The 15,862-nt window shown below is 64.3% G+C and carries 13 protein-coding genes; 6 read left to right on the forward strand and 7 right to left on the reverse strand.

Translation table 11 applies throughout. The annotated features are described in order from the left end of the window. The first annotated feature begins 9 nt into the window (after positions 1-9). Complete coding sequence (locus H147_RS0105670) at positions 10-777, forward strand: ABC transporter ATP-binding protein (RefSeq protein WP_019954384.1); 768 nt, start codon at positions 10-12, stop codon at positions 775-777. 102 nt (positions 778-879) lie between these two features. Further along, positions 880-1,461, forward strand: a complete 582-nt coding sequence (locus H147_RS0105675; protein ID WP_026352283.1) for an antibiotic biosynthesis monooxygenase family protein — start codon at positions 880-882, stop codon at positions 1,459-1,461. A 9-nt stretch (positions 1,462-1,470) separates the two neighbouring features. Here the strand turns inward: H147_RS0105675 and H147_RS20275 are convergent, their stop codons facing one another. Continuing rightward, positions 1,471-2,199: a helix-turn-helix transcriptional regulator gene (locus H147_RS20275; protein ID WP_019954386.1), complete on the reverse strand. Its 729-nt coding sequence runs from the start codon at positions 2,197-2,199 to the stop codon at positions 1,471-1,473. A gap of 244 nt (positions 2,200-2,443) precedes the next feature. Between H147_RS20275 and H147_RS0105685 the strand changes: the two genes are divergently transcribed. The 4 genes from H147_RS0105685 to H147_RS0105700 are packed head-to-tail and all read left to right on the forward strand — an operon-like array spanning position 2,444 to position 9,331. Beyond that, entirely contained in the window at positions 2,444-3,520 is a 1,077-nt protein-coding gene (locus tag H147_RS0105685; RefSeq protein WP_162561637.1) for a hypothetical protein, read from the forward strand. Continuing rightward, positions 3,517-6,903, forward strand: a complete 3,387-nt coding sequence (locus H147_RS20940; RefSeq protein ID WP_019954388.1) for a vWA domain-containing protein — start codon at positions 3,517-3,519, stop codon at positions 6,901-6,903. The genes H147_RS0105685 and H147_RS20940 overlap by 4 nt, the downstream gene beginning before the upstream one ends. Beyond that, positions 6,900-7,595, forward strand: a complete 696-nt coding sequence (locus tag H147_RS0105695) for a hypothetical protein (RefSeq protein WP_019954389.1) — start codon at positions 6,900-6,902, stop codon at positions 7,593-7,595. The genes H147_RS20940 and H147_RS0105695 overlap by 4 nt, the downstream gene beginning before the upstream one ends. A gap of 47 nt (positions 7,596-7,642) precedes the next feature. Further along, positions 7,643-9,331 (forward strand): hypothetical protein, encoded by a 1,689-nt coding sequence (locus H147_RS0105700; RefSeq protein WP_019954390.1) that lies wholly within the window; start codon positions 7,643-7,645, stop codon positions 9,329-9,331. Between the two features lie 19 nt (positions 9,332-9,350). Here H147_RS0105700 and H147_RS0105705 read toward each other — a convergent pair whose 3' ends face one another. The 6 genes from H147_RS0105705 to H147_RS0105730 are packed head-to-tail and all read right to left on the reverse strand — an operon-like array spanning position 9,351 to position 15,858. Next, positions 9,351-10,367 (reverse strand): P1 family peptidase, encoded by a 1,017-nt coding sequence (locus H147_RS0105705; RefSeq protein ID WP_019954391.1) that lies wholly within the window; start codon positions 10,365-10,367, stop codon positions 9,351-9,353. After that, positions 10,351-11,088: an SDR family oxidoreductase gene (locus tag H147_RS0105710; RefSeq protein ID WP_026352284.1), complete on the reverse strand. Its 738-nt coding sequence runs from the start codon at positions 11,086-11,088 to the stop codon at positions 10,351-10,353. The genes H147_RS0105705 and H147_RS0105710 overlap by 17 nt, the downstream gene beginning before the upstream one ends. A gap of 4 nt (positions 11,089-11,092) precedes the next feature. After that, positions 11,093-12,535, reverse strand: a complete 1,443-nt coding sequence (locus H147_RS0105715) for an aldehyde dehydrogenase family protein (protein ID WP_019954393.1) — start codon at positions 12,533-12,535, stop codon at positions 11,093-11,095. Further along, on the reverse strand, positions 12,516-14,102 hold the full coding sequence (locus H147_RS0105720) for an ABC transporter ATP-binding protein (protein WP_019954394.1): 1,587 nt from the start codon (positions 14,100-14,102) through the stop codon (positions 12,516-12,518). Before H147_RS0105720 ends, H147_RS0105715 begins: the two co-directional genes overlap by 20 nt. Continuing rightward, positions 14,099-14,914, reverse strand: a complete 816-nt coding sequence (locus H147_RS0105725; protein ID WP_019954395.1) for an ABC transporter permease — start codon at positions 14,912-14,914, stop codon at positions 14,099-14,101. The genes H147_RS0105720 and H147_RS0105725 overlap by 4 nt, the downstream gene beginning before the upstream one ends. Continuing rightward, positions 14,914-15,858: an ABC transporter permease gene (locus tag H147_RS0105730; RefSeq protein WP_019954396.1), complete on the reverse strand. Its 945-nt coding sequence runs from the start codon at positions 15,856-15,858 to the stop codon at positions 14,914-14,916. Before H147_RS0105730 ends, H147_RS0105725 begins: the two co-directional genes overlap by 1 nt. Between the last annotated feature and the right edge of the window lie 4 nt (positions 15,859-15,862).

Genomic DNA, 15,862 nt, shown 5'->3' on the forward strand with positions numbered 1-15,862 from the left:
GGGAAAGCCATGACCGCCATGCTTGACGCCACCGACATCCGCAAAAGTTTCGGCAATCACGAGGTGCTGCGCGGCATCAGCCTGTCCGCCGCAAAAGGCGACGTGATTTCCATGATCGGATCGTCCGGGTCCGGCAAAAGCACGTTTCTGCGCTGTCTGAACTTTCTGGAACATCCGACGGCGGGACAGATCAGCCTTGGCGGGCAGGCCCTGAGCTGCAAACGCGACCGCAACGGTGACCAGACCGTCGCGGACCCCGCGCAATTGCGTGCCTTTCGCGCCCGCGTGACGATGGTGTTCCAGCAGTTCAACCTGTGGGCGCATATGACCGCGCGCGAAAACGTCATGCTTGGCCCGATGCGCGTGCATGGCCTGTCGCGGACGGAGGCGGGCGAGCGTGCGGACCATTATCTTGCCCGCGTCGGTGTCGCCCACAGGCAGGATGCCTATCCCGGCTTTCTGTCCGGCGGCGAACAGCAGCGCGTGGCCATTGCCCGCGCGCTGGCGATGGAACCCGAACTGATGCTGTTCGACGAACCGACAAGTGCTCTTGACCCCGAACTGGTGGGCGAGGTGCTGCGCGTCATGCGCAGTCTGGCCGAGGAAGGCCGCACGATGATCGTGGTGACGCACGAGATGAATTTCGCCCGTGACGTGGCGAACCGCGTCATTTTTCTGGATCAGGGCGTTATCGCCGAACAAGGTGATCCCAAAGACGTTCTGCGCAAGCCTCAGACCGAACGGCTGCAAGGGTTTCTGGCAGCGCAAGCCGCCTGATCCTTCGAGGTCCCAACCTTGTTTTCGGTCTGAAATTGCGGCAGCCTGATCGTGATCCGGCGGGTCTTGCCGCCTTTGCCGGATGACAAGCGAAAGGTCATCATGCACGCTTTGTTCTTTGAAATGCGCCCGTTGCCGGGGCATCTTGATCACTACTTCGCGCATGTCGCCCGGTTGCGTCCGGTGCTGGCGCAGCACACAGGGCTTGTGTTTCTGGATCGGTATCTGTCTCTGACGCAACCGGACTTGTTGTTGTCACACCAGCTTTGGGACAGCGAGGAGGCGATTGTCGCATGGCGCAAGGACCGCGATCATCGCCGGTCGCAGACAGCGGGGCGCAAGGTGCATTTCGCCGATTACCGGATCCGTGTCGGCGCGCGGGTCCTGCATCGGCAGGCCGGGCATCCGGTCATGCCAGATGAAACCGCGGCTGGCGACGGCGCATATGTGTTGGCGCTTTATGGGTCGAAGCCGGTCCTGTCCGACGGGCTGCACGCGTTTGAAAGCGTCAACCACAAAGACCGTTTCATCGCGCTGGCAACCTATGCGGGGCTGGCCGATGCGCAGGGTGCTTTGGCGCGCTACAGTGACACGCCAGGACTGGAGAGCGTCGCAATCTATCACCTGCGCAGGGATTACGGACAATTCGACAGGGCGCAGGCCCCGGCGGCAGACGGCGCATGACGACCTGATCTATCTGTTCGCCAGCAGCCGCTTTTCGGTGGCGATCGCGATCGCCTGTTCTCGCGTGGCTGCGCCCAGCTTTTGGCGGGCGTTGCGTAGATACAATTCCACCGACGCAGGGCTGAGCATCAGCCTCCGCGCGATTTCCTTGGTGCGTAACCCACTTGCAAGCAACGACAGGCACTGCTCTTCGCGCGGCGAAAGAACGGTGTGTCGCAGGGACCGCAGGGCATCATGCGCATGAACGGACGCAAGCCGCAGAACGGCTTCGTGCGCGATGCGCAACCTGTCGACCTCTGCGCGGTCCAGCGACGATCCGATGTTCCACCCCGTCATGCCAGACGGGCCATGCAGACGGATCGTCGACGAAAACCCCGCATTGATCCCGAATTCGGCCGCCTCGCGGATCATGGCAACCTGATCTGCCGACAGGCCGTCATGCCTGTCCGCATAGGCGATCCCCGTGGAAATCGGACGGAAGGTTGCGCCGCAATGGGTAAAGAACGGGTCTATCCGCGCATAGTCGCAGTCCTGATACCGCGCGACCCAGACCGGGGACAGCGTGGTCATCATGTTCATCCCGTCCGGTCGGGTATCCACATAGATCAGCTTGTCGAACCCATGGTCCGCGTAGAACGCTGTCGTCAGGTCCCAGACCGCACCGACCCCCAGCGAGGGGGCTGTGTTCGCAGCTTTTGTCAAAGCCTCGATAAAGTCGTCGAGCGTTGCTTGGGCCAAGCGGTCCCGCCTCCATGATCTAGGGATTTCCTGATATTGGCGGTGCGCGCGCAGGTGGACTATACCTGTGGGCGAACCGCATGAACAAGAAATCGCGCTGTGTCAGTGTCTGATTGCACTGTGGCGTCAGGAACTGACCGCTCCGACGTGGCACGTCCGTTTCTTGTCGCCAACTACCAAATGGTAATTCCTTTGCAGCGGCGGTCGCAGCACAAGGCGGGTCCCGCAGCAGGCGAAAGGGAATATGTCAGAGTTCAGTATCGTCCGCACCCTTGGTCGCTATACCGCTTTTCACCGCGGGATGCAGTTCGGGGAATCCTATGAACCGCGTCCGATTGCTGCGGCGCTGCCCGCCGATGATCTTGCCGCGCTCAAGGACCGGCTGACGCCTGTGATGGCGGCGCTTGGTCGCGACCGGGCGGCGCATGTGGACCGCGCGGACAGGTTCCTGAACCGCGCAATCCCCGGGGCCGCGCTTGTCGGGCTGGTTGTGGGTTGGGGTGTTTCGGGTGACATCCTGCTGGGCCTTTTTCTGGCGGTTCTCGGCGGAGTCGCTGTGGTGATCGTCCTGTCGGGCAAGGCCATGGATGACCCGCGCACCGCCACCAGAAATGAAATCACCGATGTGCTGGCCCGCCACCTGATGGGTTTTCGTGTCGATCCCGCCCCTGTGATCGGCACAGAGGAGATCGATGCACTCAAACTCTTTTCGCGTGTCCGCAAGGTGACGGTGGACCTGTGCCTGACTGGTCAGCGCAACGGGCGCATCGTCGTCGCGAGCCGGATCGGGCTGATGTTCGGACATGACAGGAATCGTCGGGAAAAGCAGGGCGACGGGCTGACTTTCGTCATGGTCGAGGTCGCGCTGCCGGAAACCGGCGGATCGGATAGTATGACGACGGTCATGGCAAAGGACGCCTCTGCTGTGTCGAAAGTGTCGCAGATGCTGATGCACCGGACCCGCGCAGTGCCGACAGGGGATGCCGATTTCGACAACCGCTACAGCGTGACCGGCGACGTCAGCCGCATGACCCCAGCCTTGTGCGCCGGTTTCGCGCGGCTGGAGGCAGAGGCGCGGTGCGGCCCGACCGGCCTGACCGAAGTACCCGCGGGCACCGGATTGCGCCCTTGGGTGGTGATCCTGCCCGGCAAGCTGGTCGTGCTGACGCCACTGTCGATGTTCGACGGCGCGTTCGAACCGCCCCCCTATTGGCAACCGCTCGACCCCGACGCGCTGATCCCCGCCTTTGCGTCCGATCTTGCCATCCTCAACGGCTATATCAACGCCGCCCTTTCGCTACCGTTTGGAGACATCACATGACCCGCCTGATCCCTGCCCTTGCCGCGCTGCTGCTGACCGCCGCCCCTGCCATGGCCGACCGTGTCGCGGTGCTTGTTTTCGATGCCTCGGGGTCGATGTGGAACCGTGTCGAAGGCGATCTGACACGGATCGAGGTCGCCCGCGATGTGATGGGCGATTACTTCACCAGCCGCGACGGAGCGGTGCCGCTGTCGGTCATCGCCTATGGCCACAACCGGCGCGGCGATTGCCGCGATATCGAGGTGGTCACGCCGATGGGGCAAGGCGACGCCGGATCGCTCGAATCCCGCCTGCGCGGGCTGATGCCGCGGGGCATGACGCCCTTGACCGACAGCCTTGCGCTGGCGCGCGACCAGATCCCGCCCTCGGCCGAGGCGGCGGATATCATTCTGGTCACTGACGGCTTGGAGAATTGCGAAGGCGATCCGTGCGCGCTGGCCGCAAGCCTTGCCGCCGAGGGTATCGACATCCGCGCCCATGTGGTCGGTTTCGGGCTGAGCGCGGTCGAGGTCGAGGCGCTGTCCTGCATCACCGACCAGACCGGCGGGATGCTGTTCCAGACCAATTCCGGCGCAGAACTGGCGGATGCCTTGCAGCAGGTCAGCGCGGTGGCACCCGCACCGGCGGAACCTGCACCCCCTGCCGCCGCCTTTGATATCGGCGACAAGGCAGAGGCTGGCTTTGACTACAGCATCCGCTGGAACGGTCAGGCGACTAATGTCGATTACATGGGCTTTGTGCCCCAAGGCGAAAGCCGCGCGCCAGCCTCTGGCAGCTACCGCACCATCGGTGGCACAGGGGCCGCACCGAACAATCCGGCCACGCGGACCGCGCCGACGACCCCGGGCATGTATGACCTGATCCTGGTCACCGCGCGGGACGGCGTGATCGCGCGGCAGCCTGTCGAAGTTGTCGCACCCGCGATGGGCTTTGATCCCATCGGATCGGTCGAACCGGGCAGCCGCGTGCGGTTTGTCTTCCGCGGGCCGGAACAATTGGGCGAACGGATCGTGATTGCCGACCTTGACCAGCCGGTCAATGAAGATCAGCGCCATGGCTGGGGCAATGCCATGGCCAAGAACGGCGCGATGACACTGGCGGTGCCGACAACGCCCGGCGAATACGAATTGCGCTATCTGAATGCTGGCGCGACCGAGGTCATGTTCTCGCGCCGCTTCGGGGTCGGTGTTCCGTTTGAAGATGCCGACATGACCACGAGCGCCGATCTGGCCGCACAAGCGGCGGCGGCGACCCGGGGCGACGCGGCGCAGGACGATCTGGCGCTGGTCACCGCCACCTTCCGCCTTCCGCCCGATGTGCCGCAATCGGATGTGACATGGGACGGCGTGCCGCTTGATGCCGATATGTCGCCCGAAGCCTGGGCGCCGATGGACACAGGCCCCGTCATCACCGGCAGTTTCGAACCCGGCAACTGGCGCGTCACGGCCTATGCACCGGGCGAGGTGACGCTGTCGGCCGATGTCACGATCTTTCCCGGGCAGGCCAATGATTTCACCGTGCAGATCAACGCCAGCCGTGACGCCGGTGCCGAACCGCTGTTCTTTGAAGGGCAGTGGCGCGTGCTGGCGGTGCCGCCGCGCGATGCACCCGCAGGTGCGCCGACCGAGCCTTTGACGATGATGGATGTGACCATCGCTGCGAACGATGCGGGCACCGGCTATGTCGGGCGCTTCACGCCGTCGCAGCTGATGACGGGCGCGCCGGGGGCCGAGATGCCGCTCGACGCCGCATTTGAGGAAGAGGCGTATTTCGTTTTGCAATTCACCTTGCCTGCAGCCTCGCCCGAACCGTTTATCTTGGCGCTTCAGCCGCTGCCTTTCGGCGATGGCTATATCGGGCAGATGGAATCGGGGCCGAATGCGATGCCGGTGATCTTCTGGCGCAATGATACGGCCTTGCCGCCGCTCTCGGCCTTGCAGGACGAACTCTACGGACCTGCATCGCTGGAGGAAGGCGCATTGCAGCAGGACGGCGGCACCGTTTTTGCCTGCGCGGACTCCGTCTGTTCATGGACCGATCCGGCCAGTGGCGTGACCGTGCCCTTGCCCCAAGGCTGGAGCGTGACAGCGCCGGAATTCCAGACCGCCTCGGCCACGCCAAGCGAAACGGACCTGCCGAGCATGTCGCTCTTTGGGCCCGAAGGGCAGGAATTGCGGCTGAACCCGCGCATGTGGATCGACAGCGACGGCATCTGCCACGACACCCCCGATCTGGGCCGCCTGTGCCATTTCAAGGATGCCGATATCGTAGCCCAGATGACCGCCCTGATGATCGCGCCGATGATCGCCCGCGCAGAGCCTGTGGCGGGCGCGCAGACGCGGGCTGTCTCGGTGTCGCTAGCAGGTGCGCCGCGCGATGCGGCCTACGACATCGAAATCACGCTGGTCTCTGGAAACGATCCTGCCCACGAAACAACGCAACGCCTGATTTTCCAGGAAGCGCAGGCCGAATATGTGCTGGGGGTCGGGAATACCTATGATCTGTGGGCGGTGTCGGGCACGCGCCAGTATCGCAACCGCAGCGTTACGGTCATGCCCGGCAACATGGTGCAGGTGGTGGATCTGGCTCCGGTCTTCATGTCGGATGAGGTCACTTTGGACTTCACCGACGCGCAGATCGTGGCTGGGCCTGACAGGTATGTGCCCGTGACGCTGACAGCGCCTGCGGATTTCAACGGGTTCATCGCGCTGCATGACGCCGATGACCGCGATGCGCCTGCGATCTTTACCATCGATGCGGCGACGCTGATCGGCAGCCAGGACCCGGTGCTGCCGGCACCTGACACGCCGGGCTTTTACGAAATCCGCTTTCTCGACATGAACGGCGAGATGTTCGGCGGCACGGATTTCGAGGCTGTGGCCGCTGACACCCCCGCAGGCCAGATCACTGTGACCCCGACAGGTGTGTCGCAATTCGGGACGGGCTGCTTCATCTCTGCCGCGTTGACGGGCCCCGAAGGCGGCGATTACACGATGATCGCCCCGGTGACGGCCACCGCAGGCGGGCAGGATATCCGCGCAGTGCTTGACCCAGAGGCGCCGCTGATTTTCGAGATCATCTCTTTTGGCAGCACAGGCCAGAGCACCGCCAACCTGATGCTGATGGCCCCCTGCGAGGCGATCACGCTTGATTTTGCGCTGCCGCAATGCGCCTTTCGTGAAGGCGACGGCATCGTCACGCGCGATTGCCCTGCCCCCGTCGTCTTTGCACCATTGCAGATCGGCGACGGTGCAGGGACCATGGCCGATGCGATCACGCAGGGCGCGACCGAGGCCGCCCGGACCGATGTCGAGGCTGGCAGCCCCATGACCCCCGAGGAAATCGACGCCGCGATCTTTGATCTGATCGGGGCCGGAGAATGACGCGCCTGCAAGCCATCAGCGCTGCGGTGGCGCTGCTTTGCGCCCTGCCGGTCAGTGCAAAGGCCGACACGACGCTGGCGCACTGTTCGCCGGACTGGGACGGAGCCGTGTTCCATACGGTCTCGGTCGAGCCGGACGAGATCGCCTTTACCATCGGGCGCGATCTGGCACCACCACCGTTCCCGGATGCGATCCTCATCATGCGCGATAATGGTGCCCCTGTCTGGTCCTACGACGATGCGCGCTCGATCCATGCGACCTGCGGCGGCGAGGGCGAGCCGATCCTCGACCTCTTTGGCCCTGACCGCGCGCGCAACGGGAGTTGGCGGGCCGACATCACCGACATGACGATGGAAGGCTGCCCGCCCGCCGTCAGCGGCGCGATCGGCGCGGCCGGTGCATCCAACACGACGCAGATCGTCTGGCCGACGCCGTTTTCGCCAGCACCCTTGATGGGCGGGCACGGCACCTGGCGACAGACCGGGCTGTCGCGCTGGCGCGGTGTCATCATGCATGACGCCAACGACTTTGCGCTTGGCCGCGTCAGCGTGTCGATGCGCGTGCTGTCCGATACCGAGATCAGAGGCACGCAGTTCATGACGATCATCCTGTCGCCCGCCATCGCGGGGATGATCGGGATGGGCGATCAGTGCCGCGTCGTGACGACAACCACATACCGGTGGCAGGGGTGACATCGGTGCCCTTTGCGCGCGGGCGCAGGTCGGGTCTGCGGTGGCGCATGGCTACTGTGCTGACCGGCGCTTCTCTGGCCCTGTCGTCCGGGTCCGCCACGGTGCTCAGGGCCGAAACTATTGTGAGCTTCGCACATCCCGCAGGTTTCCTGCCGATCGACCCCGCCTATTTCTGGTCAGAGGCGTGGAACGGGCCGCAGCGGTTTCCGAACTACGACCACAGCAGCATCTTTTATGCCGATGTCAGCATGCATGATGTCGAAAAGGCGATTCTGGCCATCGACGCCTTGGACGGTCCGCTGCCGCAGGTCCGCTACCGGATCAGCAGCCGCGACCTGCCGACAGAAGAGGATTGGAAGGCGCCCTTACGTCTGGTCGAGGTCACACGCTTTGATCTGGCGCCGACGGTAGCCGCCCAAGTCGCTGTGGATTACGCGGGCATCTTTACGCCCGTTGCACCCGACCCTGCGCCGCATGTGACCTGGCGGTTCGTTTTCGATACGCATCAGGGCATGGGTGCAGCGCCGATCGCCATCGGGCGGCGTATTCTGCCGGAACCTGAAGCCGCCGCGGCGCTTTGCTTTGCGCTGTCCTGTCTCGACCTTGCCGACCCGGTTGGCGATAGCTGGGACTGGAAGGACATCACCATCGACGAAACATCAGATCCGCCGGTCTATCACGCAACGGACGCGACAGGCCTGACCGTCCCGGCCCGGATCGCGGCCTTGCTGGTGCGCGAGGCCGTGGTGCGCGGCAGCTACGAGATGGTGATTTCTTCGGGCGTGGTCGGGCAGGACAGCGCGACCAACGGCATCCTGCGCCACGGTATCTTTGTCGCGGACGAGGTAATCTCTGACTGGCTTATCCGCAGGGAGGTCGCGGGGACGCGGCCGTCCTGGCAGCAGTTGCGCACATCGCGTCTGCCGGGCGAAAAGGTCTGGACCTTCCCCGACGGGTTCGATCCGGGGCCGGTCGATTGGGTCCACATTCCCGTCGAAGGCCTCGATGCATGGGACATGACCCTGTCATTTGATACGGGCACAGGCGATTCTATCCGCTATCGGACGATCGCCAATGCCGAGGTCGCGACCTTTCAGGGCGATACATGGATGTATTTCGGGCTGGCGCAGTTTCCGGGTTTTGTCTACGCCAAAGATCCCGGCGGCGGCATCGCCTTGCCGGTGCTCGGCAGCCCCCCGCCGACAGCGGCAAGACGCAACCGTGACATGTTTGTGTCCTCGATCATCCCGACCGGACGCCAGACCGTTCTGGACGGGTGGCAGGCCGAGGAATACAGGCTGCTGTTCAACATGCCCGTCGGACAGGACGATGCCTATCTTGTCTGGTCCGGGACGTTCTGGGCGACGCGCGAACTGCCGCATCTGTCGGGGTGGTTCGGGCTGCCGGGGTCGCCTTTTGCGGGGCGCAGCGACGGATTCAGGGGGTTTTGGCAGTCGGTCGGGTGGGACCTCGAAGCCTACGGTCTGATTCTGCGCGCCGAAATCCATCTGCACGAGGGGCTGGTCGAACGCGATCTGCGCGATGGTGGGGTGCGCCGTTTCCAAACCGGGCAAATGCCGCCCATCGCGCAGACGATCCGGGTCACAGCCACGGATATCAGGCCCGACGCCAGTTACCCGCTTGCCGTCATGTTCCCCGACTTGGCCCGGCTTGGACAGGCGGCCTGGCCATATCCTTTGCCCGATCAACCTGTCGCGACTTTGACAAGATACTGAACGACCGGGGCGATTTGCGCTATCTGCCGCGATAGGTCGGCAGGATGTCGCGCTCTGCTGCCGTCGCCTCATAGACCGCGCGCGCAATGGCGCGGCTGAGGCAGACCGCACCCGCCGCCGCGATATTGCGAAAGGCCGTAGCATCGACCGACCCCTCGTTGCCAGTGGCCACCCCGAACACGAGATCACCATCAAGCGGCGTGTGCGACGGCACGATCGCGCGCGCCATCCCGTCATGTGCGGTCACGGCAAGCCGGTGGCATTGCACCTTAGTCAGCGGTGCATCGGTGGCGACGATGGCGATGGTCGTATTGGCGCCGCCCGAGGCGTGCATTTGCATGGCCTGTTCTTTCAGGCTGGGCTCCGGGCTGACCAGCCCGCCGCGCGGATCAGGGCCAAGGCCGCCGAATTCTTCACCCATCTCGAACGGTGCCGCCCAGAAATGCTGCCCGCCGGGGGTGGTGACGCTGCCAAGCGCATTGACCGCGACCAATGCGCCGACCGTGCTGCCATCGGGCAGGATCAGTGACGCCGACCCCAGCCCGCCTTTTTGCATCGCAGCCAGCGCGCCCGTGCCCGCGCCTGTCGTGCCAAGGGCGAAATCCATGCCCGCGTTTTGCAAGGCCGCAAGACCAAGCGCACGATAGGGGTTTTCATCCCAATCCTTCGCCCCGCCGTTGATCAGATCGAAAATGATCGCCCCTGGCACGATCGGTATCCGCACGTGACCAATGGCAAAGCCGCGCCCCATCGCGCGCAGCCCGTCCATAACGCCGGAGCACGCGTCGAGGCCGTAAGCCGACCCGCCCGACAGCACCAGCGCATCGACCTGTTGCACGGTCTTGTCGGGGGCGAGAAGGTCGGTTTCCTTGGTCCCCGGTGCGCCGCCCATGACATGCACGCTGGCAGTGAAAGGCGCGCCCCCGACCAGAACCGTCGTGCCGGTCTTGATCCGGTCGTCCTGCGCATTGCCCACGCGCAGCCCTGAGACATCGGTGATCAGATTGCGCGGTCCCGTCTTATATGCAGCGTCCACCGTCCACCTCCATCGCGATGCCTGTGATCATGCTGGCCTCGTCCGAGCAGAGGAAACAGGCGGCGTTGCCCATATCCTCGGGCGTGGAAAAGCGGCCCAAGGGGATTGTCGCCAGAAATTTCGCGCGGATTTCGGGTGTATCCTCGCCCATGAACGACTTTAACAAGGGCGTTTCCCCCGCGACCGGATTGATCGCGTTGATCCGGATGCCGAAGGGCGCAAGTTCGACGGCCATCGTTTTCGTCGCGGTAATCATCCAGCCTTTGGAGGCGTTGTACCAGTTCAGCCGCGGGCGCGGTGACACACCAGCGGTGGAGGCCACGTTGAGGATCGCGCCCGCCTTACGGCCTTTGAAATGCGGGACAAAAGCGCGGGCGGTCAGATAGACCGATTTCATGTTCACTCGAAACACGCGGTCGAAATCATCCTCGGTCACGTCCTCCATCGCGCTGGGCAGATGCGTGATGCCCGCGTTGTTCACCAGAATGTCCAAAGGTCCGGCAGAAAGGATGATTTGCGCCATGTTAGACACTGATTCCGCGCTGCCCACATCGCAGGTGATCGCCGCCCCACCCAGTTCCGCCGCGATCTGTTCAGCTGCCGCGCCGTTGATATCAGCGCACCAGACCCGCGCCCCTTCCGCCGCGAATTTGCGCGCGATGCCTGCGCCGAACCCCGATCCGGCCCCTGTCACCAAAGCTGTCTTGCCTGCCAGTCTCATGCCTTCACCCATGCCATGCGGCCACGGTTTTCAGGGTCGAGAAGCCATAGAGCGCCTCGAACCCTTTTTCGCGGCCATGCCCCGATTTACCGACGCCGCCAAAGGGCAATTCCACCCCGCCGCCCGCGCCGTAATTGTTGATGAACACCTGCCCTGCCTGCAATGCCTTGGCCAACCGCATCTGGCGGCCACCGTCGCGGGTCCAGACCGCTGCGACCAGCCCGTAGGCGGTGCCATTGGCGATTTTCAGCGCCTCGGCCTCATCCTCGAACGGGATCAGCACTTGCACGGGGCCAAAGATTTCGTCCTGCGCCAGCACATGATAGGGCGGCACATCGGCGAACAGGACGGGGGCTATATAATGGCCCGCCGCATCCGTCACGATCTGGCCCTGTGCGGCGATAGTCAGGTCGGCACCCTGCGCGATAAACCCTGTCACGATGTCTTTCTGGCGGGCAGAGATCAGCGGGCCAAGGTGCAGATCATCCAGCGCTGGCCCGACCTGCAGGCTGCTATAGGCTGCGGCCATCCGGTCGCGCACTTGATCGTAGACGCCGCGCTGCACCAGAATCCGGCTGGACGCCGAACAGGTCTGACCCGCGTTCTGGATACCCGCATTGACCAGAAACGGCAGCGCGCGGTCGAGATCAGCGTCGTCGAATACGATCTGAGGCGATTTGCCGCCCAGTTCCAGCGTGACGGGGATCACGTTCTTGGCTGCCGCCGTCTGGATCGCTTCGCCCGTCCGGACCGATCCGGTGAAGGAGAGGTGCTGCACGCCGGGATGGCTGGCGAGTGCTGCGCCTGCCTCGGCCCCCAAGCCGGTTACGACATTCAGCGCCCCCGCTGGCAAGCCTGCCCCCTGCGCGATGGCGGCGAAGGCCAGCGCGGTCAGGCAGGCATCCTCGGCCGGTTTCAGCACGCAGGCATTGCCCATGGCAAGTGCCGCGCCCACGGATCGCCCGATGATCTGCATCGGATAGTTCCACGGGATGATATGGCCGGTCACGCCATGCGGTTCGCGCAGGGTATAGACGGTGTAACCGTCCAGATAGGGGATGGTTTCGCCCATGATCTTGTCAGCGGCACCGCCGTAGAATTCCATGTAGCGGGCCAGGGCCAACGCATCGGCGCGCGCTTGGGTCAGGGGTTTGCCGACATCGCGCGCCTCGATCCGTGCGAGCGTTTCGGTCTGCGCCAGCACCGCCTGCCCGATGCGGGTCAGGATGCGGCCCCGCTCGGTCGCGGTCATCCGGCCCCAGTCGCCCGCGCGGGCGGTATGGGCGGCCTGCACGGCGGCGTCGATATCCGCGCCCGTGCCGCGCGCGATCTGCGTCAGGGGCTGGCCGGTCGACGGGTCCGTCACAGGAATTGTCGCCGTGCTGCGCACCCAATGCCCGCCGATCAGGTGGCTGGCAGGCGGGATATCAAAGGGCGTCAGCGGCATAGGCGAGCTCCGGCAATTGGGGGGCGGCGGCGATCAGGGATTGGGTGTAGGGATGTTGCGGATTGGCAAAAACAGTCTCTGTTACGCCGGATTCGACGATTTTTCCGGCCTGCATCACCAGCACGCGGTCGGTGATGCTGCGCACGACGCTCAGGTCGTGGCTGATGAACAGATACGCCAGCGGGCGCTTGCGGCAGAGGTCGGCGATCAGGTCCAGCACTTGCGCGCGCACCGAGACGTCGAGCGCGGAGACCGCCTCGTCAAAGATGATCAGATCGGGTTCCACGATCAGTGCGCGCGCGATGGCAAGGCGTTGCCGCTGGCCGCCGGAGAATTCGTGGATGTATTTGCCCGCCGCATCGGGCGGCAGCCCGACATCTTTCAGCGCCTTGGCGATGGCCTTGGCGCGGTCTTCGCCCTTCGGCGGGTTGTCCAGCAGATGGAAGGGTTCTGTAATCAGCCGGTCGACGCGGTGACGCGGATTGAAACTGCCGTAGGGGTCCTGAAACACGACCTGCATCTTGCGCCGAAGGGCATGGTCGCCTTGCGACACCGGCGCATCGTCAACGGTAATCGTGCCGCCCTGAACAGGTTCCAACCCCAAAATCGCCCGTGTTAGTGTCGATTTTCCACAACCGCTTTCGCCCACCAGCCCCACGCGTTCGCCCCGATTGATCGTCAGCGACACGTTGTTCAGCGCGCGGAAGGTTGGGCGCGGGCCGAACAGCGACAGCCGCTTGGTCGGGTAATCGCGCACCACATTTCGCACCGCCAGCAGGGGTGCGTCGGTCGGGACCGGCGGCAGATCCACCGCACGGGCCGAGGCGGCGAACAGCGCGCGCGTATAGGGGTGGCGCATGGCGCGCAGGAGGTCGGGGGTCGCGCCTTCCTCGACGATGCGCCCGTGTTGCATCACGGCGATGCGGTCGGCCACATCGGCCACGACCGCCAGATCATGGGTGATCAGCAGCAGGCCCATGCCGAATTCATCGACCAGCCCCTGCAGCAGGTCGAGGATGCGGGCCTGCGTCGTGACATCGAGCGCGGTTGTCGGTTCATCTGCAATGAGCAGCTTGGGTCGCATGGCGATGGCCATAGCGATGACGACACGCTGGCGTTGCCCGCCGGAGAGTTCGTGCGGATAGCGCGTCGGCGCGACCTTCAGCCCGACACGTTCCAGCATGGCGGCGGCGCGGGCGTGGGCCTCGGCCTTGGTTACCTGTTCATGGATCAGGATCGTTTCGGCCACCTGCGCGCCGATGGTCTGCACGGGGTTCAGCGCGGTCATCGGTTCCTGAAACACCATGCCCATCGCATTGCCGCGCATCCGGCACAGGGCGGGTTCGGGCGTTTGCAGAATATCGGTGCCATCCAGCAGGATTTGCCCCTGCGCCACTGCCCCTTGCGGCAACAGTCCCATGGTCGCCAGCGCGGTCATGGATTTGCCCGACCCGCTTTCGCCCGTGATCGCGGTGATCTGGCCCGCTGCCATGTCAAGATCAATACCCTGCAGCACTGGCGTGCCGCCGATCTGCACCGACAGGTCTTTGATCGTAAGCAGCGTCATGTCCGCACCACGCGCAGGCGCGGATCAAGCCAGTCGCGCAGACCGTCCCCCAAAAGGTTCAGCCCCAGCACCGTCAGCAGGATCGCGAAACCGGGTATCAGGGCCACATGCGGCGCGATACTGACCAAGGTCTGCGCATCAGCCAGCATCCGTCCCCAACTGGCCGTGGGTGGCTGCGCGCCTAGGCCAATATAGGACAGGGCGGCCTCGGCCAATATGCCAAGGCTGAACTGGATCGTCCCCTGCACGATCATCAGATTGGCGATGTTCGGCAGGATATGTTCGACCGAGATCCGCGCCGCCCCCTTGCCGCTGACGCGCGCGGCGAGGATGAAATCACGTTCCCACAATGGCAGTGCCGCGCCCCGCGTCAGGCGGGCAAACACGGGGATGTTGAAAATGCCGATGGCGATGATTGCGTTGATGGCAGAGGGGCCGAACACGGCGGTAATCAAGATGGCGATCACCAGCGAGGGGAAGGCAAAGACCAGATCATTGCCGCGCATGATCAGGTCGTCCAGCAGCGACCCCCGCCGCGCCGCAGCCCAGAGGCCCAGCGGCACGCCAAGCCCCATCCCGATACCCACAGCGACCAGTGCCACGGCAATCGACGTGCGCGCGCCCATCATCACCATCGACAGGATATCGCGGCCGAAATGGTCCGTGCCCAACACATGCGCGCCGCCGGGGGTCAGCAGGCGGTTGGGGATGTCCAGCACCTCGATATTGTAAGGCGTCCAGAGAAAGGACAGCGCCGCCAGTCCGGTGAAGAACGCGGTCAGGCCCGCGCCGATGATCAGGTTGCGCGACATCAGGCGCGCGCCCGCAGGCGGGGATCGACGGCGGCATAGGTCAGATCGACGATGAAATTCACCATGATGACGGTGAAGACCAGCAGCATCACCACGCTTTCTACCACGATCAGGTCGCGCGCGCTGATCGCCTGAAAAATCAGCCGCCCTAACCCCGGCAGGAAAAACACCTGTTCGATGATGATCGCGCCTGCGAGCAGGAACGAAAACTGCAACCCGATGATCGTCAGCACCGGGATCAGCGCGTTGCGCAGCGCGTGCCGCCAGAGCGCCTGCCTGCGGGTCAGCCCCTTGGCGCGCGCGGTGCGGATGAAATCCTCGCCCAGCATGTCCAGAAGCGACGACCGCATGACCCGCGCAAGGATCGCCGCCTGCGGCAAGGCAAGGGCGATGGCGGGCAGCGTCAGCGCCTTGAGGGCTGCCCAAGGATCGGCCCAGCCCGGAAAGCCGCCTGCCGAAAACCAGCGCAGGTTGATTGCAAAGATCAGCACAAGGATCATGGCGAACCAGAAATTCGGGATCGCCACGCCCAGTTGCGTTGCCCCCATGATCGCGGTGTCGCCTGCCCCACCCCTGCGGCTGGCGGCATAGATGCCCGCAGGAAAGGCCACCAGCGTGGACAAAGTCAGCGCATAGATCGCCAGCGGCAGCGACACCCAGATGCGGTCCGCGATCAGGGTCGCGACCGGCGTTTTATAGGTCCATGACACCCCAAAATTACCCTGCACCATGCCGCCGACCCAAGCCGCGTAGCGACTGACCAGCGGTTCATCCAGCCCCATTTCGGCGCGCAAGGCGGCGATCGTGTCAGGCCGCGCATTCACCCCGAGCATAAAGGCCGCCGGATCGCCGGGGATCACCTCGACCACCGCGAAAATCACGATGGAGGCGACGATCAGGCTGGCTGTCAGCGACGCAAGCCGCCCGAGGGCAAAGCGGATCATGCCC

Source organism: Yoonia vestfoldensis DSM 16212 (genome assembly GCF_000382265.1).
Classification (GTDB): domain Bacteria; phylum Pseudomonadota; class Alphaproteobacteria; order Rhodobacterales; family Rhodobacteraceae; genus Yoonia; species Yoonia vestfoldensis.

What these genes read in the sequence shown, in the direction of transcription:
- H147_RS0105710 (WP_026352284.1), bottom strand. Translation starts at nt 11,088, where the DNA reads ATGAGACTGGCAGGCAAGACAGCTTTGGTGACAGGGGCCGGATCGGGG.
- H147_RS0105715 (WP_019954393.1), bottom strand. Translation starts at nt 12,535, where the DNA reads ATGCCGCTGACGCCCTTTGATATCCCGCCTGCCAGCCACCTGATCGGC.
- H147_RS20940 (WP_019954388.1), top strand. Translation starts at nt 3,517, where the DNA reads ATGACCCGCCTGATCCCTGCCCTTGCCGCGCTGCTGCTGACCGCCGCC.
- H147_RS0105675 (WP_026352283.1), top strand. Translation starts at nt 880, where the DNA reads ATGCACGCTTTGTTCTTTGAAATGCGCCCGTTGCCGGGGCATCTTGAT.
- H147_RS0105700 (WP_019954390.1), top strand. Translation starts at nt 7,643, where the DNA reads ATGGCTACTGTGCTGACCGGCGCTTCTCTGGCCCTGTCGTCCGGGTCC.
- H147_RS0105695 (WP_019954389.1), top strand. Translation starts at nt 6,900, where the DNA reads ATGACGCGCCTGCAAGCCATCAGCGCTGCGGTGGCGCTGCTTTGCGCC.
- H147_RS0105730 (WP_019954396.1), bottom strand. Translation starts at nt 15,858, where the DNA reads ATGATCCGCTTTGCCCTCGGGCGGCTTGCGTCGCTGACAGCCAGCCTG.
- H147_RS0105685 (WP_162561637.1), top strand. Translation starts at nt 2,444, where the DNA reads ATGTCAGAGTTCAGTATCGTCCGCACCCTTGGTCGCTATACCGCTTTT.
- H147_RS0105725 (WP_019954395.1), bottom strand. Translation starts at nt 14,914, where the DNA reads ATGTCGCGCAACCTGATCATCGGCGCGGGCCTGACCGCGTTCTTCACC.
- H147_RS0105670 (WP_019954384.1), top strand. Translation starts at nt 10, where the DNA reads ATGACCGCCATGCTTGACGCCACCGACATCCGCAAAAGTTTCGGCAAT.
- H147_RS0105720 (WP_019954394.1), bottom strand. Translation starts at nt 14,102, where the DNA reads ATGACGCTGCTTACGATCAAAGACCTGTCGGTGCAGATCGGCGGCACG.